This is a genomic window from Janthinobacterium sp. C22 (assembly GCF_057919405.1).
The window spans coordinates 3,978,029-3,997,484 of record NZ_CP193659.1 but is presented as its reverse complement, the minus strand read 5'-3'; the positions used below and the strand labels follow the sequence as shown (position 1 = coordinate 3,997,484).

18 protein-coding genes and 1 pseudogene are annotated in these 19,456 nt (G+C 68.7%); 10 read left to right on the top strand and 9 right to left on the bottom strand.

Annotated features, from left to right (window positions below):
- Positions 1-43: 43 nt before the first annotated feature.
- Positions 44-1,666 carry an MFS transporter gene (locus ACRHIG_RS18815; RefSeq protein ID WP_489627459.1) on the bottom strand — a complete coding sequence of 541 codons (1,623 nt, stop codon included), beginning with the start codon at positions 1,664-1,666 and terminating at the stop codon, positions 44-46.
- A 110-nt stretch (positions 1,667-1,776) separates the two neighbouring features.
- On the opposite strand from ACRHIG_RS18815, the gene ACRHIG_RS18810 reads away from it, so the two are divergent.
- From ACRHIG_RS18810 to ACRHIG_RS18765, 10 genes are all read left to right on the top strand, one after another.
- Positions 1,777-2,670, top strand: coding sequence for a LysR family transcriptional regulator (locus ACRHIG_RS18810; protein ID WP_489627458.1), 894 nt, complete (start codon positions 1,777-1,779; stop codon positions 2,668-2,670).
- A complete protein-coding gene (locus ACRHIG_RS18805; RefSeq protein WP_489627457.1) occupies positions 2,667-3,305 on the top strand; it encodes a DUF6000 family protein in 639 nt (212 codons plus the stop codon). The genes ACRHIG_RS18810 and ACRHIG_RS18805 overlap by 4 nt, the downstream gene beginning before the upstream one ends.
- A gap of 306 nt (positions 3,306-3,611) precedes the next feature.
- Positions 3,612-6,635, top strand: a complete 3,024-nt coding sequence (locus ACRHIG_RS18800; RefSeq protein WP_489627456.1) for a calcium-binding protein — start codon at positions 3,612-3,614, stop codon at positions 6,633-6,635.
- Between the two features lie 102 nt (positions 6,636-6,737).
- Positions 6,738-8,936 carry a type I secretion system permease/ATPase gene (locus ACRHIG_RS18795; RefSeq protein WP_489627455.1) on the top strand — a complete coding sequence of 733 codons (2,199 nt, stop codon included), beginning with the start codon at positions 6,738-6,740 and terminating at the stop codon, positions 8,934-8,936.
- Positions 8,933-10,276 (top strand): HlyD family type I secretion periplasmic adaptor subunit, encoded by a 1,344-nt coding sequence (locus ACRHIG_RS18790; protein WP_489627454.1) that lies wholly within the window; start codon positions 8,933-8,935, stop codon positions 10,274-10,276. The genes ACRHIG_RS18795 and ACRHIG_RS18790 overlap by 4 nt, the downstream gene beginning before the upstream one ends.
- A complete protein-coding gene (locus ACRHIG_RS18785; protein WP_489627453.1) occupies positions 10,266-11,666 on the top strand; it encodes a TolC family protein in 1,401 nt (466 codons plus the stop codon). The genes ACRHIG_RS18790 and ACRHIG_RS18785 overlap by 11 nt, the downstream gene beginning before the upstream one ends.
- Positions 11,667-11,710: 44 nt before the next feature.
- Entirely contained in the window at positions 11,711-12,208 is a 498-nt protein-coding gene (locus tag ACRHIG_RS18780) for a VOC family protein (protein WP_475416361.1), read from the top strand.
- 106 nt (positions 12,209-12,314) lie between these two features.
- Positions 12,315-13,544 carry a formate-dependent phosphoribosylglycinamide formyltransferase gene (purT, locus tag ACRHIG_RS18775; RefSeq protein WP_475416360.1) on the top strand — a complete coding sequence of 410 codons (1,230 nt, stop codon included), beginning with the start codon at positions 12,315-12,317 and terminating at the stop codon, positions 13,542-13,544.
- A complete protein-coding gene (locus tag ACRHIG_RS18770) occupies positions 13,544-13,990 on the top strand; it encodes a DUF6678 family protein (RefSeq protein ID WP_489627452.1) in 447 nt (148 codons plus the stop codon). Before purT ends, ACRHIG_RS18770 begins: the two co-directional genes overlap by 1 nt.
- 16 nt (positions 13,991-14,006) lie before the next feature.
- Positions 14,007-14,744 (top strand): hypothetical protein, encoded by a 738-nt coding sequence (locus ACRHIG_RS18765; protein ID WP_489627451.1) that lies wholly within the window; start codon positions 14,007-14,009, stop codon positions 14,742-14,744.
- 114 nt (positions 14,745-14,858) lie between these two features.
- On the opposite strand, the gene ACRHIG_RS18760 is transcribed toward ACRHIG_RS18765, so the two are convergent.
- The 8 genes and pseudogenes from ACRHIG_RS18760 to ACRHIG_RS18725 form a co-directional block, all read right to left on the bottom strand.
- A complete protein-coding gene (locus tag ACRHIG_RS18760) occupies positions 14,859-15,428 on the bottom strand; it encodes an ABC transporter permease (RefSeq protein ID WP_489627450.1) in 570 nt (189 codons plus the stop codon).
- Positions 15,425-16,726 carry a glycosyltransferase gene (locus ACRHIG_RS18755; RefSeq protein ID WP_489630830.1) on the bottom strand — a complete coding sequence of 434 codons (1,302 nt, stop codon included), beginning with the start codon at positions 16,724-16,726 and terminating at the stop codon, positions 15,425-15,427. Before ACRHIG_RS18755 ends, ACRHIG_RS18760 begins: the two co-directional genes overlap by 4 nt.
- On the bottom strand, positions 16,720-17,607 hold the full coding sequence (locus tag ACRHIG_RS18750; protein ID WP_489630829.1) for a hydrolase 1, exosortase A system-associated: 888 nt from the start codon (positions 17,605-17,607) through the stop codon (positions 16,720-16,722). Before ACRHIG_RS18750 ends, ACRHIG_RS18755 begins: the two co-directional genes overlap by 7 nt.
- Positions 17,604-17,732 carry a hypothetical protein gene (locus ACRHIG_RS18745; RefSeq protein ID WP_489630911.1) on the bottom strand — a complete coding sequence of 43 codons (129 nt, stop codon included), beginning with the start codon at positions 17,730-17,732 and terminating at the stop codon, positions 17,604-17,606. The genes ACRHIG_RS18750 and ACRHIG_RS18745 overlap by 4 nt, the downstream gene beginning before the upstream one ends.
- Before the next feature lie 98 nt (positions 17,733-17,830).
- A pseudogene (locus tag ACRHIG_RS18740) lies at positions 17,831-18,460 on the bottom strand (hydrolase 2, exosortase A system-associated); the annotation flags it as partial.
- Positions 18,457-18,702, bottom strand: coding sequence for an acyl carrier protein (locus tag ACRHIG_RS18735; RefSeq protein ID WP_475416353.1), 246 nt, complete (start codon positions 18,700-18,702; stop codon positions 18,457-18,459). The pseudogene ACRHIG_RS18740 and the gene ACRHIG_RS18735, both read right to left, overlap by 4 nt.
- Positions 18,681-19,280, bottom strand: coding sequence for a GNAT family N-acetyltransferase (locus ACRHIG_RS18730; RefSeq protein ID WP_489627449.1), 600 nt, complete (start codon positions 19,278-19,280; stop codon positions 18,681-18,683). Before ACRHIG_RS18730 ends, ACRHIG_RS18735 begins: the two co-directional genes overlap by 22 nt.
- The gene (locus ACRHIG_RS18725; protein WP_489627448.1) at positions 19,232-19,447 is read right to left on the bottom strand and encodes a hypothetical protein; all 216 of its coding nucleotides are present in this window, start codon (positions 19,445-19,447) and stop codon (positions 19,232-19,234) included. The genes ACRHIG_RS18730 and ACRHIG_RS18725 overlap by 49 nt, the downstream gene beginning before the upstream one ends.
- Between the last annotated feature and the right edge of the window lie 9 nt (positions 19,448-19,456).

Sequence of the window (19,456 nt, the reverse complement as noted above, 5' to 3'; positions counted from 1 at the left end):
TTTCATCAGCGGCGGCTTGCTGCACGCCATCGTCGCGCTCGGTTCAGGCGCCATGTTCAGCTTTGTCTACCTGCGCTACCGCGCGCCCACTGTGGCCGTGGCCTACGCGACAACGACCTTTGCCCGTGCCTGCAACAACATCGCCATCCTTGTCGCCGTGTTCTACGGCCTCGACGCCTAGACGCCTTTCTTTCTTCCTGAGCAAATACGGCAGCAGCGCGGCCAGCGCAACGGCCAGCAGCGCCAGGCCGTGCAGCAACTGGCGGAAGGCGGCGTCGTAGCTGGCGCGCAGCAGTGTTTCGTGGCCGCCCAGCAGCTGTGTTGCCTGTTGCATATCGCCAAGCGCGGCGCGGCTGGCGGCCGCCAATAGCGGTAGATCTGCGGGCAGCTGCCGCGCCAGCGCCGCCGCGATCAGGCCGGCCAGCATGGCGCCCGCCAGAGCCAGCGCCACGCCGTCGGCGCTGATGCGCACGGTATTGAAGATGCCCGTCGCCATGCCGGCCCGCTCTGTTTCCACCACGCTCAAGGCCATGCCATCCATCAAGCCCCACGGCAAGCCGATGCCCGCGCCGAGCAGCAGCAGGGGGCCGGCCAGCGCCGCGGCGCTGCCATGGCCCAGCACCTGTGCCAGCCAGGTCAGGCCAGCCGCGGCCAGCAGCAATCCCGCCGCGCACAGCATGCCGGCACTGATCCAGCGCGACAGCAGCGCCGCCAGCACGGGCACGAGCAGCAATGGCGCGGCCAGGGCCACCATCAAACGGCCCGCCGCCAGCGCGGACATGCCGTCGATGCCGATGAAGCGCCCCGGCAGCATGACGATCAGCACGATGAACAGGAAGGCGGGCGAGGCGGCCAGCACTTGCACGGCGACAAAGCGGCGCTGGCGGAACAGGGTCAAGTCCAGCATGGGCTGCGCCGTCCTGCGTTCGATCCTGATAAAAATGAAAAACAGCAGCGCGGACGCGGCGACGGACGGCAGCACGGCCCCGCTGCGCCAGCCGTGTTCGGGCGCCAGCAGCATGCCCAGGGTCAACAGGCCCAGCGCGGCGCTGAAGCTGATGGCGCCGGGCCAGTCCACGCGGCCTTGGGCACGGGGCGCATCGGCCGGCACGCTGCCCCCCACCAGCAGCATGCCGATGGCGCCCAGCGCGGCGGTGGCGTAAAAGATGGCGGGCCAGCGGGCCAGCGCCAGCATGGCGCCGGCCGCCAGCGGACCGAAGGCCAGGCCCAGGCCGAAGGTCGTGCCCAGCACGCTCATTACGCGGCTGCGCGCCGCGCCTTGGAACAGGGGCGCCAGCGACGACATGGCGGCGGCGAACGCGGCCGCGCCGCCCAGGCCCTGCACGAAGCGCAGTGCGGCGATCCACGCCACCGAGGGCGCACCGGCGATGGCAATGGTGGCCGCGCAAAACAGGGCCAGCCCCGCCAGCCAGACGCGGCGCCGTCCCAGCACGTCCGTCAGGCTGCCGGCCACCATCATGGCGCTGCCATAGCTGAGGATATAGGCATTGACGACCCAGTTCAGGGCGGCGGCGCTGCCGTGCAGTTCGGCGCCGAGGGCGGGCAAGGCCACGGCCGGGCCCGTGAAGCACAGGGGAATGAGCAAACCCGTCAGGCAGGCGGCCAGCACCTGCAGCGGGAGAGAAAGGCGGGAAGAAAAGGGCATCGGTGTCGGATATGAAAGAAAGAGGGACGAGTATGGCGCGCCCGCCATTGAAGAAAAATGGGCTAAACTGACGAACATATCGGACAAGAATGTCTTCAATGGAAAATCGTATGGATAGCCTGGGCGGGATCGCCATGTTCGTGCAGGTGGCCGACAGCGGCAGCTTTTCGGCCACGGGCCGGCTGCTGGGCCTGTCATCGTCGGCCGTGGGCAAGAGCGTGGCGCGCATGGAAGCGCGGCTGGGCGCGCGGCTGTTCCAGCGCAGCACGCGGCACCTGGCGCTGACGGCCGAAGGAGAAAAATTCCTGCAGCGCTGCAAGCGCATCCTGGCCGAGGTGGCAGCGGCCGAGCGCGAGCTGGGCGAATCGGGCGGCGCGCCGAGCGGCCGCCTGCGCATCAGCCTGCCACGCTACAGCGGCCTGTTCGAGCCGGCCATCGCCGCCTTCATGCAAGCGTATCCCGCCATCGAGCTCGATCTCGATTTTTCCGACGCCATGGTCAACATCGTCAGCGACGGCTTTGACGCGACCGTGCGCACGGGCGAACTGGCCGATTCGGGCTTGATGCGGCGCAAACTGTGCACGTTCCGCCGCCTGCTGGTGGCCTCGCCCGCCTACCTGGCGCGCCATGGCTGGCCCGCCGACGGCGCCGAACTGCTGCGGCACCAGCGCCTGCACTACCGTTTTCCCGCCACGGGCCGCCTGGAACAGTGGCCGCTGATGGAGGAGTCTGCCCAGCCGGCGCCGGGCATGGTCTGCAACAGCGTGGAAATGCGCGTCTTCCTGGCCGTGCAGGGGCAGGGCATCGCCTACCTGCCCGCATTTGCCGTGCAGCGCGAGCTGGCGGCGGGGCAGCTGGTCTCGCTGCTGGACGCGCATACGCAGGCGCGCACGGCGTTCTGGCTGCTGTGGCCTGCCAGCCGCCACCTGCCGCCGCGCCTGCGCGTATTCATCGATTTCCTGGTGGAACAATTCGATCAGCGTACTTCGGGAGGCTGGCCTTGAGCGATGACAACGCCGCCCTGCGGCGCCACGTGGCCGGCGCCATCGTGCGCCACGCCCACCCGTTCGGCATCGCGCCGTTGCCGCCGCAGGAAGCGTTGACGGCGGCCATGCGCGACGACTGGGTGCGGCCCCTGTACATGGGTCTGCACCAGCCCCAGGCAAGCGCATGCGTGGCGCGGCTGGCGCAGGCCGACGCCGCCCTCATCGCCCGCCTGCTGGGGCAATTCGACTGGCGCAGCCGCACGGCAGGCGCCTACCTGGCCGCATTGACCGGGCAGGGCGCCTTCACGGACCAGCTGGGCGGCCTGCTGCTGGCCAGCGAGGTCTGCTACGCGGGCAGCGCCTATTGCCTGGCGCTGGCCGTTTTCGACACGCCCGCCAGCCGCGACTACCTGCACCGCTATCTTGAGCATTACCTGCGCCAGCCGCAGTTGTACTTTGATCAGGAACAAGCCATGGCTGCCATCGCCTGGCTCGATGGCCAGCACGGCCGGAATGAGGCGGCGCGCCACGCGCCAGCCTGGGCCGGTTTTGCCGCCAGCCGGCCGGGTCTGGCGCTGGACGATGCACTCGCCCTGTTTACCGGCCGCATGGCCACCCTGCGCGCCTTGCAGGCCGCGGCGCCCGGCAAGTAAGCGCCAGCCGCACCGGGCGCGCCTGCGCGCGCCTTTCTTCTTTCTCTTCCTTCTCCCGCCGTTGCGCTTCCTGCCACCAGTGTGACATTTGCATGACAAATAACAGTGTGTCGTCCGCTTGCGCGTCAGTAGGGGGTGCATGCGAGGCGGCGCTCAAGCGCGCGCCGTCCATGCGCCGAAAGTGCCGGACCGTTGATGGTGCACGCTGAACTGCAAGTGGATGCGGCCGGGACTTTTGCCTTGCATGTCAGCTTGCGCCGACATATTCACTCTTGGTTTTGAAGTTTAACGACAGGAAACTGCAACATGACTGAAAGAATTGCATCTGACACCAACGTCTCCGCCGTCGAGGCTTACCTGAACAGCTCTGCGCTGGCGGCCCCGCAGCGTTTCGTGGGCACGGCGAACGCCGATGTGCTCAGCGGCACCACGGGCGCCGACGTGCTCGAGGGACTGGCGGGCGACGATACGTATTACGTCAACCACAGCGGCGACGTGATCGTCGAGCTGGCCAACGGCGGCAGCGACAAGGTGTACACCAGCGTGAATTACACCTTGCCCGACAACGTGGAGAGCGTGTACCTGACTGCCGCCGGGCTGACCGTGACGGGCAGCGCCAACACGAATAACGTCTTTTTCGTCGATGCGGCCGGCGGCAACAGGATCGATGGCGGCGGCACGGGCAACGCGGTCAACTACGCCGCTTCCGCCACGGGCGTGACGGCCACCCTGTCCGGGGCGAACGGCCCGGTGAGCGCGCCTCCCGGCAGCGACGTGCTGCTCAATATCGCCAACATCGTCGGCAGCAAGCTCGACGATGTCTTGACCGGCAACGAGCTCAAAAACGCCCTCGTGGGCGGTTTTGGCAACGATATCCTACGCGGCGGCAAGGGCGACGACACGCTGGCGGGCATGCAGGGCAGCGACACGTATATCTTTGCGCGCGGCGACGGCGCCGACGTGATCGTTGAAGGGGAAGAGGCGGGCAGCCATAACGTGGTCTCCTTCCTGGCCGGCGTCAACGCCGATCAGCTGTGGTTCCGCCAGGTGGGCACGGCGCTGGAAGTAAGCACCATCGGCACCGGCGACAAGATCACCGTCAACGCCTGGTTTTCCAGTGCGGCGCCGCGCATTCAGGAGTTCCGCACGGCCGAAGGCCGCGTGCTGCTGGGCAGCGACGTGCACAAGCTGGTGCAGGCGATGGCAGGGCTGGCGATGCCGCCGGCCGGCCAGCTGACCCTGCCAGCGGCGACCGCCGCCGCTCTGGCGCCGGCGCTGGCGCAGAACTGGCGCACGGAAGGACCGAACCAGCCCAGCAATGGCACCTTTACCGGCACGGCGAACCCGGACATCATCAAGGGCACGGCGGGCGCCGACGTGATGGCGGGCCTGGCCGGCGACGACATTTATTATGTCAACCACAGCGGCGACGTGGTGGTTGAACAGGCTGGCGGCGGACGCGATACCGTCTATGTCAGCGCCAACTACACGGTGGCCGAGCATATCGAAGAGGTGCACATCAGCGCGGCCGGCCTGACCGTGTCCGGCAGCAACAGCGACCAGCGCTTCCATGTCGACGTCAGCGGCAGCAACGTGCTGCTGGGCGCCGGGCTGGATAATGTTGCCAGCTATGCCGGTTCCCAGACGGGCGCGGTGGCTACCCTCTACTCCATCCATGGCACGCCCACGGCGCTGCCTGGCAGCGACGTGCTGGTCAATTTCAGTAGCGTGGAAGGCAGCGCCTATGACGACGTGCTGTCCGGCAACGAGCGGGCAAATACCCTGTCCGGCGGCCTCGGCAACGACACCTTGCAAGGCGGCAAGGGCGACGACCTGCTGACCGGCGGCCTGGGCGACGATATCTATGTCTTCGCCCGTGGCGACGGCAACGACCTCATTGTCGAAACGGCTGCAGAAGCCAATTATGATGCCATCGCCTTTCTGGCCGGCATCAACATCGACCAGCTGTGGTTCCGCCAGGTGGGCACGGACCTGGAAGTGAGCACCATCGGCACCACGGACAAGATCACCATCCGCGGCTGGAATGCGGCCACGCCGAACATCGAGGAATTCCGCACGGCTGCCGGCCACATCCTGCGTGGTGCGGACGTGCAATTGCTGGTGCAGGCGATGGCGAACCTGGCGCCGCCGCCGCTGGGCCAGCTGACCTTGCCGGCAGGCACCGCCGCCGCCCTGGCGCCCGTGCTGGCACAGGCCTGGCACTTCAACGGTCCCACGCAGCCGACGGGACAAACCTTTGTCGGCACGGCGAATGCCGACGTCATCAACGGCACGGCGGGCGCCGACCTGATGGAAGGACTGGGCGGCAACGATACCTATTACGTCAATCACAGCGGCGACTTCATCGTGGAGCGGGGCAACGGCGGCACCGACACCGTGTACACCAGCGTCAGCTACACGGTGGCCGACAACGTCGAGTACGTGCGCCTCAGCGGCCCCGGCCTGGCAGTGACGGGCAGCGCCTACACCAACAACGTGTTTTTCGTCGATACCCCTGGCGGCAACGTGCTCGATGGCGCCGGCGCAGGCAACACGCTCAATTATCTCAATGCCGGCACGGGTGCGACGGTGGCCTTCGCGCCCGTCGGCGCTGCCTTGGCGGCGCGTCCGGGCGTGGACGTGGTGGCCAACTTCAATGCGGTCATCGGCAGCAAGTTCGATGACGTGCTGACGGGCAATGAGCTCAAGAATATCTTTGTGGGCGGTCTCGGCAACGATACCTTGCAAGGCGGCAAGGGCGACGACATCCTGTCCGGCGCGCTGGGCAACGACACCTATGTCTTCGCCCGCGGCGACGGCGTCGACGTGATCAACGAGGCGGACGAGGCGGGCAGCCGCGACGTGGTGGCCTTCCTGGCCGGCGTCAGCGCCGAGCAGCTGTGGTTCCGCCAGGTGGGCACGGCCCTGGAAGTGAGCACCATCGGCACGGGCGACAAGGTCACCGTCACGGGCTGGTACGAGAGCACCTTGCGGCGCATCGAGGAATTCCGCATGGCCGATGGCCGCGTCTTGCTGGGTAGCAATGTGCAAAACCTCGTGCAGGCCATGGCGGGCCTGACGCCGCCGCCGGCCGGCCAGCTGACCTTGCCTGCCGGCACGGCTGCCATCCTGGCGCCGGCGCTGGCGCAGAACTGGCGTGCTGCGCAGCAATTCGGCGTGGCCAGCCAGGGCGGATCCGCTGCCTGGCAAGCCGATCCGGCGCAGCTGGTGCAGGCCATGGCCGGTTTTGCCGTGCCCGCGGCCGCATCGGCGCCCTGGTCCGGCCACGGCAACCCGTCGACGCAGATCCAGCTGGCGGCAGCGCAATGATCGCTTACGTTGATCGCTTGAGCACGTAGTTCCACCCCGCGCAGCCGGGCCGGCCTTGCACGTCCCGGCCCGGCTGCGCCATTGAATTTCTGACATGATCCGATGACCGCACTTCCATATCGCCACGCTACCTCGTCCACCGAACCCGCGCCCGACACGGGCTTGCTGTCGCTGCTGCTGATGGCCAGCCTGCACGGCATCGCCGCCGATGGCGCCCAGCTCAAGCACGCTTTCGGCCAGGCCGTGTTTACGCGCCAAACCGTCTTGCTGGCCGCGAAAGGGCTGGGCTTGACGGCCAAGCTGGTGCGCCAGCCGCCCGAACGGCTGGCGCAAGCGCCGCTGCCCGCCATCGCCATCGGTCACGACGGGCGTTTCTTTATCCTCGGCAAGGTCGACAGCAGCGACGGCGCCGTGAGCAAGGTGTTGATCCAGCATCCGGGCCAGCCGCCGCAGATCCTCGGCCGCGACGCTTTCCTCGCCGCCTGGTCGGGCGAACTGATCTTCTTTACCAGCAAGGCCAGCTATGCGGGCGAGACGGCCCGCTTCGACTTCAGCTGGTTCATCCCCGCCATCGTCAAATACCGCAGGCTGCTGGGCGAAGTGCTGCTCATTTCCTTCGTGCTGCAATTGATCGGCCTGGCCACGCCCCTGTTTTTCCAGGTGGTGATGGACAAGGTGCTGGTCAACCACGCCATGCAGACCTTGAACGTGGTGGCCATCGGCCTGGTCTGCGCCATCGTCTTCGAGGCGGCGCTGGGCCTCATCCGCACCTATGTTTTCGCGCGCACCAGCAGCAAGATCGACGTGGAACTGGGCGCGCGCCTGTTCCGCCACTTGCTGGCCTTGCCGATCGCGTATTTCCAGGCGCGCCGCGTGGGCGATTCCGTGGCGCGCATCCATGAACTGGAAAACATCCGCTCTTTTCTTACCGGCAACGCCATGACCCTGGTGCTCGACCTGCTGTTTTCCTTCATCTTCATCGCCGCGATGCTGTGGTACAGCGCCGCGCTCAGCGTCGTCGTGCTCGCGTCGATCCCCGTCTACGCGGCCCTGTCGATGCTGCTCACGCCCGTGCTGCGGGGGCGCTTGAACGAGAAATTCAACCGCAGCGCGGAAAACCAGTCTTTTCTGGTTGAAACCATCAGCGGCGTCGATACCGTCAAGGCCATGGCCGTCGAACCGCGCTGGCAGCAGCAGTGGGAAAGGCAGCTGGCCGGCTATGTGTCGGCCGGCCTGTCCGCGAACAACATCGGCATGCTGGCCAGCGGCGGCGTCACCCTGGTGAGCAAGCTGGTGACGGCGGCCATCATGTGGTGGGGCGCCACCCTCGTCATTGACGGCAGGATGACGGTGGGCGAGCTGGTGGCCTTCAATATGCTGGCGGGGCAGGTGGCCTCGCCCATCCTGCGCCTGGCGCAGCTGTGGAACGATTTCCAGCAAGTGGGCATTTCCATGAGCCGGCTGGGCGATATCCTCAACGCCCGCACGGAAGCGGGCAGCCAAAACGCGGGCAGCCAGAAGGCGCGCCTGCCGCGCATCGCCGGCGCCATCGACTTCCAGCAGGTGGGTTTCCGCTACCGGCCGGACGCGGCCGAGGTGCTGCGCGAGGTGTCGATCGCCATCGCGCCCGGCGAGGTGATCGGCATCGTCGGGCGTTCCGGCTCCGGCAAGAGCACCCTGACGCGGCTGGCGCAGCGCCTGTACATCCCCGAGCGGGGCAAGGTGCTGATCGACGGGCAGGACATCGCCGTCATCGACACGGCGTCGCTGCGGCGCCAGATCGGCGTGGTGCTGCAGGAAAACATCCTGTTCAACCGTTCCGTGCGCGACAACATCGCCCTGAGCGACCCGGCGCTGCCCATCGAGGCGGTCATTGCCGTGGCGAAACTGGCAGGCGCCCACGATTTTATCTGCGAGCTGCCGGAAGGCTACGACACCATGGTGGGCGAGCACGGCACGGGCCTCTCGGGTGGCCAGCGCCAGCGCATCGCCATCGCCCGCGCCCTGATCGGCGACCCGCGCATCCTGATTTTTGACGAGGCGACGAGCGCGCTCGACTACGAGTCGGAAAAGATTATCCAGGATAATATGCGCGGCATTTGCGCGGGGCGCACGGTGCTGATCATCGCTCACCGCCTGTCGGCCGTGCGCGAAGCGCACCGCATTGTCGTCATGGAGCGGGGGCAAGTGGCGGAACTGGGCAGCCACGACGTGCTGCTGAAACGGCCGGGCGGCATCTACGCCCATTTGTACAGCCTGCAGCAGGGCGGCGCCGGGAGCGCAACAGGGGACGCAACATGAGCGCCGGCCACCGTCTCGCCGCGTATGGCGAGTTATTGAAACGTTATGCCCAGGTGCTGCGGCATAGCTGGCAAAGCCGCGCCGCATTGAGCGGCCCCGTGCTCAGCGAAGACGAGGCGGCCTTCCTGCCGGCCGCGCTGGCGCTGCAGGAGCGGCCCGTGTCGCCGTCGCTGCGCCTCACGGCCAGGGTGCTGATGCTGCTGGTCGGCTGCGTGGTGCTGTGGGCCGTCTTCGGCAAGGTCGACATCATCGTGCATGCGGCCGGTAAGATCATTCCATCCGGCAACACCAAGACCATCGCTTCCGTCGACGTGGCCGCCGTGCGCGCCCTGCACGTGCGCGAGGGGCAGGCCGTGCAGGCGGGCCAGCTGCTGGTGGAGCTCGACAGCCGGGGGCCGGATGCCGAGCGCGACAAGGCGGCCGGCGACGCCGTGGCGGCTGCGCTGCAGATGGCCCGCGCGCGCGCGCTGATCGCCGCCGTCGATACGCACGCGCCGCCGAAGCTGGCGGCGCCGGAGCAGGCATCCGCGCTGGAGCGCGCCGCCGCGCAGGCGCATGTGGATGGCCAGTACGCGAGTTTTCGCGCCCGGCTGGCGCATCTCGACGGCGAAATCGCCCGCTACGCGCAGGCGCTGCCGCTGGCGGCGCAGCGGGCCGGCGATTACCGGGTGCTGCTGGCCACGCGCGACGTGGCCGAACACGCGTGGCTGGACAAGGAGCAGGCGCGCATCGACCTGGCCGGCCAGCTGGCGTCGGCCCGCAGCGAGCGGGCGGCCCTGGTGGCGCAGACGCGGAAAGACGCCTACGACGCGCTGGCGGAAGGCGCGAGAGTGGCGGCGGCCAGCGGCCAGGATGCGCGCCGCGCGGGCGCCCGCGGCAGCCTGCTGCGCCTGACGGCGCCCGTCGACGGCACGGTGCAGCAGCTCAAGCTGCATACGGTGGGCGGCGTGGTGCCGGCCGCGCAGGCGCTGATGCAGATCGTGCCGCGCCAGGGCAGGCTGGAAATCGACGCCATGCTGGAAAACCGCGACGTGGGCTTTGTGCAGGCAGGGCAGGCGGTCGCCGTCAAGGTCGACGCCTTCGACTACACCAAGTATGGCACCGTGCCCGCCGTCGTCAGCAGCGTCTCGCGCGACGCCATCGAGGATGAAAAGAAGGGCCCCGTCTACGCCGTCAGGATCACCTTGCGCCAGCCGGCCATCGTCATCGACGGCAGATTGGTGCCGCTGTCGGCCGGCATGGCCGTGCGCGCGGAAATCCGCACGGGCACGCGCAGGGTGGTCGAATATGTGCTCTCGCCGCTGGTGCGGCACCAGAAGGAGGCGCTGCATGAACGCTAGGCACGCCGCCATTTTCTTCGCCGCCGGTTTGTTCCTGGCCGCCGCGCCAGTCCGGGCGCAGATGCCGGACGCCGCGCCATGTCCATCTACCTACGAAGCCGCAGTCCCATTGACCCTGCCGGCGGCCGTCGACCTGGCCCTGTGCCGCAACGCGCAGGTGCACGGCGCCTGGGCCGGCATCCGGCTGCAGGCGGCCGGCGTGGGCGAGGCCAGGGCCGCCTATCTGCCCACCCTGAATGGGGGCTTGAGCCGGGTGCATGACCGCACCGCCTATCCGGGCGCGGACACGCCGTCCGGCAGCCTGAACAGCAATACGGGTTCGCTGAGCCTGTCCTGGCGCCTGTTCGACTTCGGCGGGCGCGCGGCGGGCCAGCGTTCCGCGCAAGCCATGCTGGACGCGGCCCTGGCCAACCGCGACGCCGTGCTGCAAAAGACCCTGGCGGCGACGGTCAGCGCGTATTTCGAGGCGCAGACGGCGCGCGCCAGCGTGCGCATGCGGCAGGATTACCAGGCGCTGGCCAATGAAACGGTGCAGGCCACGCAGCGCCGCGCCCAGCGGGGTCTCGGCTCGCACAGCGACACCCTGCAGGCGGCCAGCGCCCTGGCCAAGGCGGCCCTGGGCGCCAGCCGCGCCGACGGCGAGTTCCAGAAGGCGCGCGCGGTGCTCATTTACACCCTGGGCTTGCCGGCCGATGCGGGCGTGGTCCTGGATGAGGACGCGGACGGCGCGGCGGCGGACCTGCACGGGGGTTTGCAGGATGAGCTGCACGCCTGGCTGGCAAGGGCCAGGGAGCGCCACCCGGCCATCCTGGCGGCGCAGGCGCAGCTGGCGGCGGCGCGCGATCGGGTGGACATTGCCCGCTCGGAGGGCCGCCCCAGCATCGACCTGACGGCCAATCTCTACCAGAACGGCCGTCCGAACCAGGGCTTGTCGCCGGCCTCCACGCGCGAAACCCTGGTGGGCATCTCGCTCAACATCCCCCTGTTCGACGGTTTTGCGCGCCACTACAAGGTGCGCGGCGCGCAGGCGCAGGCGGGGCAAAGGGAAGCCGAGGCTGAGGAAGTGCGGCAGCAGACCCTGATGGAACTGGTGAAAGCGCATGCGGATGCCAGCACGGCGCTGGCCAACCTGGCCGCCTCGCAAGCGTGGCTGGATGCGGCGCAGGACGCGCTGGCCAGCGTGCGGCGCAAGTTTGGCCTGGGCGCGGCCGATATCCTGGAAATGCTGAACACGCAGTCGGCGCTGCTCGAGGCGCGGCAGGAGCGCATCCGTTGCCAGGCGGAATGGCGCTCGGCCCGCTTGCGGCTGCTGGCCAGCGCCGGCATCCTGGGACGCGACGACGTCGCGCAAGGCGGCGGCAAATTGCGCGCCCCGGCGGCGCAATTGTGACTATATTAGAGGGGCTAATCCATACACCGGCCAAGGGAGACATCATGCACAGCGTACAAAAGATTACCCCATGTTTATGGTTCAACGGCAACGCCGAGGCGGCGGCCCGGTTTTATACGGAAATATTTCCCAATTCAAAGATCGGCCAGATCCTGCGCTACGGCGAGGAGGGCAAGGAAATCCACGGCCAGGAGCCGGGCAGCGTGCTGACGGTGGCCTTCGAGCTCGATGGCCAGACGTTTACGGGCTTGAACGGCGGCCCCCTGTTCCAGTTCTCCGAAGCGATCTCGTTCCAGGTCAATTGCGAAACCCAGGACGAGGTTGACCACTACTGGAATCTGCTGTCCCGGGGCGGGCCGCCGGAAGCGCAGCAATGCAGCTGGCTCAAGGACCAGTTCGGCGTATCGTGGCAAATCGTGCCCACCATCATGGTCAAGCTGCTGGGCGACCCCGACCCCGTCAAGGCCCAGCGCGTGATGAAGGCCATGATGGGCATGAAGAAGATCGACATCGACGAAATCAAGCGCGCGTACGCGGGCTAGCCTGCCATGCGGGGCAGGGGGCGCACGCCAGCGGCGCGCCCTGTCCAAGATGGCCGGCATTTGCTATAGTTCCGGCCATCTTTCCATTGTCAGATTGACCCTGCCCATGACTATCAGCACCAGCAACACCATCGCGCCCCGCACCTTCGGCACGCCATTGTCTTCCACCGCCATCAAGGTCATGCTGCTGGGTTCCGGCGAACTGGGCAAGGAAGTGATCATCGCGCTGCAGCGCCTGGGCGTGGAAGTGATCGCCGTCGACCGCTATCCGAACGCGCCGGGCCACCCCGTGGCGCACCGTTCGCACGTGATCGACATGAGCGACGGCGTGGCGCTGGCCGCCCTGATCGCCCTGGAAAAGCCGGACCTGATCGTGCCGGAAATCGAAGCCATCGCCACCGAGACCCTGGCGGCGCTGGAAGCGGCGGGGCAGATCACGTGCATCCCGAATGCGCGCGCGGCCGTGCTGACGATGAACCGCGAAGGCATCCGCACGCTGGCCGCCGAAACGCTCGGCGTGGCGACTTCTCCCTACCGCTTCGCCAGCAGCCTGCAGGAGTTGCAGGCCGCTTGCCAGGAGATCGGCTTCCCGTGCGTGGTGAAACCCGTGATGTCCTCGTCGGGCAAGGGCCAGTCCAAACTGGATGGCGCCGCTGACGTGGAGGCGGCGTGGGCGTATGCGGCCAGCGGCAGCCGCGTCGATACGGGCCGCGTCATCGTCGAGGGTTTCATCGACTTCGACTACGAAATCACCCTGCTGACGGTGCGCGCCGTGGGCGCCTCGGGACAGATCGAGACGCAGTTCTGCGAACCGATCGGCCATTTGCAGGTACACGGCGACTACGTGGAATCGTGGCAGCCGGCGCGCATGGCGCCGCTGGCTCTCGAGCGTTCGCGCGACATCGCCCGCAAGGTGACGGACAACCTGGGCGGCCTGGGCCTGTTCGGCGTGGAGCTGTTCGTCAAGGACGACATGGTGTGGTTCTCGGAAGTGAGCCCCCGTCCGCACGACACGGGCATGGTCACCATGGCCAGCCAGGTGCAGAGCGAATTCGAGCTGCACGCGAAAGCCATCCTGGGTCTACCCGTCAACGTGGCGCTGCGCTCGCCCGGCGCCTCGGCCGTCATCTACGGCCAGCTGGAAGCGAAAGGCATCGCCTTCGAAGGCGTGGCCGACGCCTTGAGCGTGCCGGGCGCCGACCTGCGCCTGTTCGGCAAGCCGGAATCGTTCGCCCGCCGCCGCATGGGCGTGGCGCTGGCCACGGCCGGCGATATCGACACGGCGCGCGAACGGGCCGTGCTGGCCGCGTCGAAAGTCAAGCCGGTGGCGCGCTGATGGCCCTGGCGGCGCACGCCAGCCTGCCGCTGGCCGACGCGGGCGGCGACGACATCAAGCGCAAGCTGCGCGGCCACATCGCGCGGCGCAACCTGGCCGGCGCCGCCAACGACTGCAAGTGGAACGAGCTGCTGGCCTTCATGCGCGGGCGCACCGACTGGGCGCCGTCGTACCGCTACGGCTCCGTCAGCGGCTACGTGTCGCGCTGGGACACGGAATGGGATTACCATCCGCCGTTTCCGTTCCTGGGCGTGGAATGGTTCGACATCAGCCTGTACTCGGAAGAACACGTGGCCATGCTGCTGCCGAAGAAAATCATCGACCATGGCGTGTGGATCGTGCCCGAGCTCCAACGCATCGGCTTCGATTTCGAGGTGCGCGACCGGGTGGCGCGCATCTGGGGCTATCTGCCCCGTTCCTATCACGATTTTCCTCCCGCCGACTAATTCAAGGAGTATTCTCATGCCTGAAAACGCTATCCCGCAAGTACCGCAACCGGACGACGCCGTCGTCGGCAAGGAGGCGGGCGCGCAGATGCTGGCAACGGCCTGCGCCGCGCGCGACGCCTTTTATGCCACCCTGGGCAGCGTAGATGCCGACGTGCTGGCGCCGCTGGTCAACCCCGCCTTCATGGGCGGTCCGCGCTGGCCATCGCTGCGCCAGGCCTGGCGCGTGATCCGCCGTGCCGATTCCATCCTCATCGCCAGTGACGGCTTGAGCGATCCGTTCGAGGATGACGACGACGTGTTCGTGCCGCGCGGCCACCTGCTGGAAGTGTGCATCGAGGCGCCGCTGTCCGCCTTCGACGGCGATCCCGTGCAGGCATCGTGGCTGTTCGACGTGATCTACCAGGTCAGCCAGAACGTGGCCGACCACGGTTCCATCGATTTGCTGGTGCAGCGCCACGGCAGCGTGTCGATGGTGCTGGACGTGCGGGATGCGCCGGCAGGCCTCGAAGACGAGGACGAACAGGTAGGCGTGCTGCTGGCCCAGGGAGCGGCCACGCTTCCTCCCGCGTTCGCCACGCCGTATGGCGAAGTGCTGCTGCTCACCGTCACCGTGCTGCAGCCGGCCGAACTGGCGCACATCGGCGGTGCCGAAGACAAGGCGCAAGCGCGGCGCGACCTGGCCGCCGCGCTGGCCGCCTCGCCGACGGGTCACCTGAGCGTGGCCAGCCGGCCAGCCCTCATGCCCCGCTAGGATCTTCGGCCGGCGGCACGGCCGGTTCTTCTGCTTTCGGTGCTTCCTTCGCTTCAACGGCGGCCGGCGCCGGCGGCGGTTCCTTCCACTTGCCTGCCGCCTTCAGCTTGTTCTTCAGGCCCGGCAGGGGAAAGCCCAGCGCATAGGCTTTTGCGCGTGCGCGCTGGCCTTCTCGTATTCCTTCTTTTTCACGTACATCAGGCCCAGGTTGTACTGGATCGTGGCCTGCTCGGGCGCCAGGCGGCTGGCCGCGTCCAGCTGTTCCAGCGCCGCCCCATCCTGGCCCGTGGCCAGCAGGTAGCTGCCATACACCATGCGCGCCGTCACGTCGTGGGGCGCGAAGGCGATGGCGCGCTCGAAAAAGCAGCTGATCGTGTAGCGGGCGCCGGGCGGCTGCGCGCTTTTCAGGCGCAAACCCAGTTTCGCCATCGAGGCCAGCGCCCGGTGGTGGTTCGGGAAGTGCTCCAGGGTGTAGCTGATGTCGCCGCCCACGCTGGTCGTCATGCCTTGCGTGAGCGTTTCCACTGCGCGCGAAAAATGGAATTGCTCGACGACGGACAGGCCCTCTCGGTCTTCCGCGTTCGTATAGTCGCCGCCCGTGGTGCCCTTGACGTAGGGCGGGCATGCGGCCGCCGTCATGCCGCAGCAGGCGGCCAGGGTGCAGGCGAGTATCGGATGCTTCATGCTGTTCTCCTGTGGCTGACCTGGTCCAGCACCTCGGCCAGGGCGTTGCTGCGGGCTTGCCGCGATTCCAGGGCGATGGCCGTGGGGCTGGCCAGCGGCGCGCGGCCCTGGTGCGCCATTTCCAGGAAGCGCAGCAGCGCGCGCGCGCAATCGCCGCTCGAGGCCAGCTGGCCGATGGTGTCGATGCCGCAGTGGCGCAGCTTGGCCGCGCTGTCGCCCGCCACGTCCGTCAGCGCGAGGATGGGCCGGCGGCAGCGCAGGTATTCATACAGCTTGGCGGGAATCTGCCCGTTGCAGTTGGCCGCCTGCAGCAGCAGCAGGCCGTCGGCGGCCAGCATTTCCCGCAGCGCCGCGCCGTGCGGCTGCAACGGTTCCAGGCTGACGAGGTCCCCGATGCCGTACTTCGCCAGCAGGCCCGCCAGCCACGCATCGTGGCCCGTGGCGCGCAGCACCAGCTGGAAATTGCGCGCATGCAGCACGCCGTCGCGGCGCAGCCGGGCCAGCGCCTCGAACAGCGCTTGCGGATCGCGCTCGGACGGGTAGATCACGCCGCTGTGCAGCAGCAAAAAGCGGCCGCCGTGTCCCGTGCGCGCAGGGCTGTCCGGGTAGCCGTCTTCATCGTAGCCATTTTCGATCAGGTGGAAACGCTCGCGTCCCACCTGCGCCAGGCGCCGCCGGTGCGCGTCGATGGCGCCCGGCGTGGTGCAGACGATGGCCGCGCCGCGCGCAGCGATGCGCTGTTCGATCCACGCATGCATGCGGTGCAGGCGCGGCTCGGACGGATACGGCGCCAGCGGGTCGCTGTCGTCCAGCATGGGGTCGCGCTGGTCGGCGATCCACGGCAGGCCGCTGAGTTTTTGCAGGGTCAGCGCGATCAGGTGCGCCGTGGCGATCGGATACGTGGACCAGATGGCGTCCGGGCGGTACTCGCGGATCATGCGCAGGCCGGCCGGCACGGCGCTCAGCCACCAGGAACTCCAGCGGTCGGGCAAGGCCAGGCAGCGCGGATAGCGTCCGGCGATGGACAAATGGCGCGCCGCGTCCAGCGCCAGGGTGCGCCGCACGGTGGCGCGCTCCCCGATCTGCGCCAGCTGCGACGTTCCTTTTTGCGCATACGCGACAGGGCTGGGACTGAGCACCAGCGGCTGCCAGCCGCAGGCGGGCAAATGACGGGCGAAGCCCAGGGTGCGCAAAATGCCGCTGCCGCCGGCCAGCGGCGGAAAATGGTAGGCGACCATCAGTACCCGTTTTGGTCGGGCCGCGTTCGGCCGGGCCGCGTTCGGACTGGCGTCTAGCATGACTGCAGCCAGCGTGCGCACAGCTCTTCCACTGCGCCGCGCCAGGCGGCGCTGGCGAACGTATGGTTGGCGCCCTCGACCCGCGCCTGCGTCCATTGCGCGCGGGCGGCCACGCCGCGCCAGGCCGGGTCGCCAGCGAGCAGCGCTTGCCACTCGCGCGCGCCGAGGTCGTCGCCGCTGAGGATCAAGAGCACCTTGCCCTGGAATTGCGCCAGCGACCGCAGCATGGCCGGCGCGGGCGCATCGTCGTCTGGCGTTGCCTGCTCCTGCGTGGCGGCCGCCACCTGCCGCAGCGACGCCAGGCTGGCGCCCAGCTGCAGTCCGCCGCCAGCCAGCTTGCGCCAGAACGCGCCTTGCAGCAGGCGCGGCAAATAATAATGGCGCAAGGTGGCGCGCGCCAGGCCGGCGCTGCTGCGCACCCACGGGTTGAGCAGCACCAGGGCATGGACGCGCGCATCGCGCGGCGCATGGCAGGCGGCCGCCGTGGCGCCGTCGCACAAGCCCCACAGCGCCACTTCGCGCAAGGATGGCACGGCGTCGAAGAATTGCGCCAGCGCGCCGGCGATGTCGGGACCGGCGGCGCGGTAGTCGCGCGGGCGCCCCTCGCTGTCGCCCATGCCGCGCAGGTCGAACCGCAGCACGGGCCAGCCTTGCGCGGCCAGGGCGCGGGCCAGCAGGACGAACTGGCGGTGGCTGCCGATCCGGTACTGCGGCCCGCCCGTGACGATCAACACGCCGCGCGGGCCGGGCGCGGCGGGCAGGCTGAGGATGCCGACCATGCGCGCCTGCGCCTCGCCGTCTTCCGCCGCGCTGCGAAAGCGCAGGGCCAGCTCGCGCACGGCGTGCGCCGCGAGGTGCTGCTGACTGCTGTCGCGTTTCATGGCGGCGTCCTTTCCTCGTCGAGCCAGTCGCGGCACAGCGCCCGCGTGGCGTGCAGCAGTTGCGGACACGCCAGCAGCTCGCCGCTGTGCCAGAACGGGCCGTCGCCGAAGCTGGCCACGTGCACGGCGGCGCCGTGTTCGCGCCATTCGCGCGCCAGCGGCGGCAGGGTGCGGCTGCCTGTTCCGCTCCCCGGTAATCGAGCCAGTAGACGGGAACGGACGGCAGCAGGGCGGCAGCGCTGATGCCATCGATGGCGTGCGCCAGTTCCGGCGCCAGCAGGTAGCCGGCCACTTCCACGGACTCGCCTTGCGCCAGTGCGGCGCGGGCATGGCCCGGCGCCTCCCGCGTGCCGCCGGCCAGCATGCCCGCCGCCAGGCGCAGGCGCAGGAAGCGGTCGATGACGCGCCGTCCATCGGGTTCCGGTTGCCACAGCAGCAAACGCGCCAGCGGCAGCGGCGCGCGGCTGGCGAAATCGAGTGCCAGCAGGGCGCCCAGGCGCAAGCCCCAGACGGTCAACGGGCCGTCGACGCGCTGCGCCAGCCACGCGCAAGCCAGGTGCAGGTCGTTGTGCCAGATGTCCCAGCGCGCGTCGCCGAAGTCGCCGCTGCTGTCGCCGCAGCCGTACAGGTCGATCTGCAGCACGCTGTAGCCGGCGGCGGCAAAGGCGCGCGCCTGCGCCGCGGCCACGTGGCGGCTTTTATTGAGTTCCTCGGCAAATGGATGCACGTAGACGATGCCGCCGCGCGCGCCGCGGCCCGGCGGCGGCAGGTGCAGCAGGCAGTAGCGCTGGCCGCCGCTGGCCGGCAGGAAGAAGGGCAGCAGCGGCAGGGCGTCGATGGCGGCGCTGTTCATGGCCGCAGCTTTGTGGACACGAAATCGTGCAGGGTGCCGACGGTGGCGAAGTGGCGCGCGTGGATGTCGTCGTCGGCGACGATGATGCCGAAATGCTCTTCCAGCGCGGCGATCACGCCGATCACGGCCATCGAATCGAGCTCCGGCACGCTGCCCAGCAGCGGCGTGCGGGCTTCCAGCGCGCGCCCGTTCAAGCCCAGGGTGGTGTCGAGGATGCGTTTTACTGCTTCAAGATGCGGCATGTCAGCTCCAGGGAAGGGTAGTGCGGCAGGGACGACGTATCGAAGGCCAGGCAGGGGATGTCGTCCGGGCGGCGCGACAGATGCAGATACGGCGGCAGGCTGGCGGCCATCCATTGCCAGCGTCCGCAGCGGATAAAGGTGGCCGTGCCCAGCGCGTGCGTGCCCAGGCGCGCGTGGGCGCCCAGCGAGGCGCGGTTGAAGCGCGAGATGCGGCTGCACGACCAGCGCACGCCCTGCGCGTGCAGCACGGCGTTGGCTTCTTCCCACAGGCGGGCGAAGACCAGTCCGCCGCGCTGGCCGGGATGCACCCACACGTCCAGGTCCCACGACGACTGGTTTGAGGCCAGCGCATAGCGGGCGCGCACCTCGTCTTCCTGGCAGCCGTGGCGCAGCAGCCAGATCCAGCCGGCCATGCTGTCGTTGCCGGCGCGGGCCACCAGGCATTGCGCGCCTTGCCGGTAGCGTTCGGCCAGCACGCCCGGGTGGCGTTCGGGGCCGGGCGGCAAGTCCGCCTCCGCCAGACAGGGCATCACCGTGATCGACTGGCCGCGCCCCCGGCACAGCGAGCCGGGCGCCACGGCCTGCGCGACGAACTGGTAACGGTGCAGCGCGCAGCGCCGCCCGGCACGCGTTCCAGCAGCCGCGCCACGGCCAGCCAGGCGCTGTCGCGCCAGCCCAGCTGGCGCAGGCTGTCGGCAAGCCCTTGCAAGCGGGAAAAATAGAGGAAATGGGCGAGGCTGGCCATGGCGGTCAA

Coding starts and splice junctions, on each gene's coding strand:
- ACRHIG_RS18815 (WP_489627459.1), bottom strand. CDS start 1,666: ATGCCCTTTTCTTCCCGCCTTTCTCTCCCGCTGCAGGTGCTGGCCGCC.
- ACRHIG_RS18810 (WP_489627458.1), top strand. CDS start 1,777: ATGGATAGCCTGGGCGGGATCGCCATGTTCGTGCAGGTGGCCGACAGC.
- ACRHIG_RS18800 (WP_489627456.1), top strand. CDS start 3,612: ATGACTGAAAGAATTGCATCTGACACCAACGTCTCCGCCGTCGAGGCT.
- ACRHIG_RS18795 (WP_489627455.1), top strand. CDS start 6,738: ATGACCGCACTTCCATATCGCCACGCTACCTCGTCCACCGAACCCGCG.
- ACRHIG_RS18790 (WP_489627454.1), top strand. CDS start 8,933: ATGAGCGCCGGCCACCGTCTCGCCGCGTATGGCGAGTTATTGAAACGT.
- ACRHIG_RS18785 (WP_489627453.1), top strand. CDS start 10,266: ATGAACGCTAGGCACGCCGCCATTTTCTTCGCCGCCGGTTTGTTCCTG.
- ACRHIG_RS18780 (WP_475416361.1), top strand. CDS start 11,711: ATGCACAGCGTACAAAAGATTACCCCATGTTTATGGTTCAACGGCAAC.
- purT (WP_475416360.1), top strand. CDS start 12,315: ATGACTATCAGCACCAGCAACACCATCGCGCCCCGCACCTTCGGCACG.
- ACRHIG_RS18770 (WP_489627452.1), top strand. CDS start 13,544: ATGGCCCTGGCGGCGCACGCCAGCCTGCCGCTGGCCGACGCGGGCGGC.
- ACRHIG_RS18765 (WP_489627451.1), top strand. CDS start 14,007: ATGCCTGAAAACGCTATCCCGCAAGTACCGCAACCGGACGACGCCGTC.
- ACRHIG_RS18760 (WP_489627450.1), bottom strand. CDS start 15,428: ATGAAGCATCCGATACTCGCCTGCACCCTGGCCGCCTGCTGCGGCATG.
- ACRHIG_RS18755 (WP_489630830.1), bottom strand. CDS start 16,726: ATGCTAGACGCCAGTCCGAACGCGGCCCGGCCGAACGCGGCCCGACCA.
- ACRHIG_RS18750 (WP_489630829.1), bottom strand. CDS start 17,607: ATGAAACGCGACAGCAGTCAGCAGCACCTCGCGGCGCACGCCGTGCGC.
- ACRHIG_RS18735 (WP_475416353.1), bottom strand. CDS start 18,702: ATGCCGCATCTTGAAGCAGTAAAACGCATCCTCGACACCACCCTGGGC.
- ACRHIG_RS18725 (WP_489627448.1), bottom strand. CDS start 19,447: ATGGCCAGCCTCGCCCATTTCCTCTATTTTTCCCGCTTGCAAGGGCTT.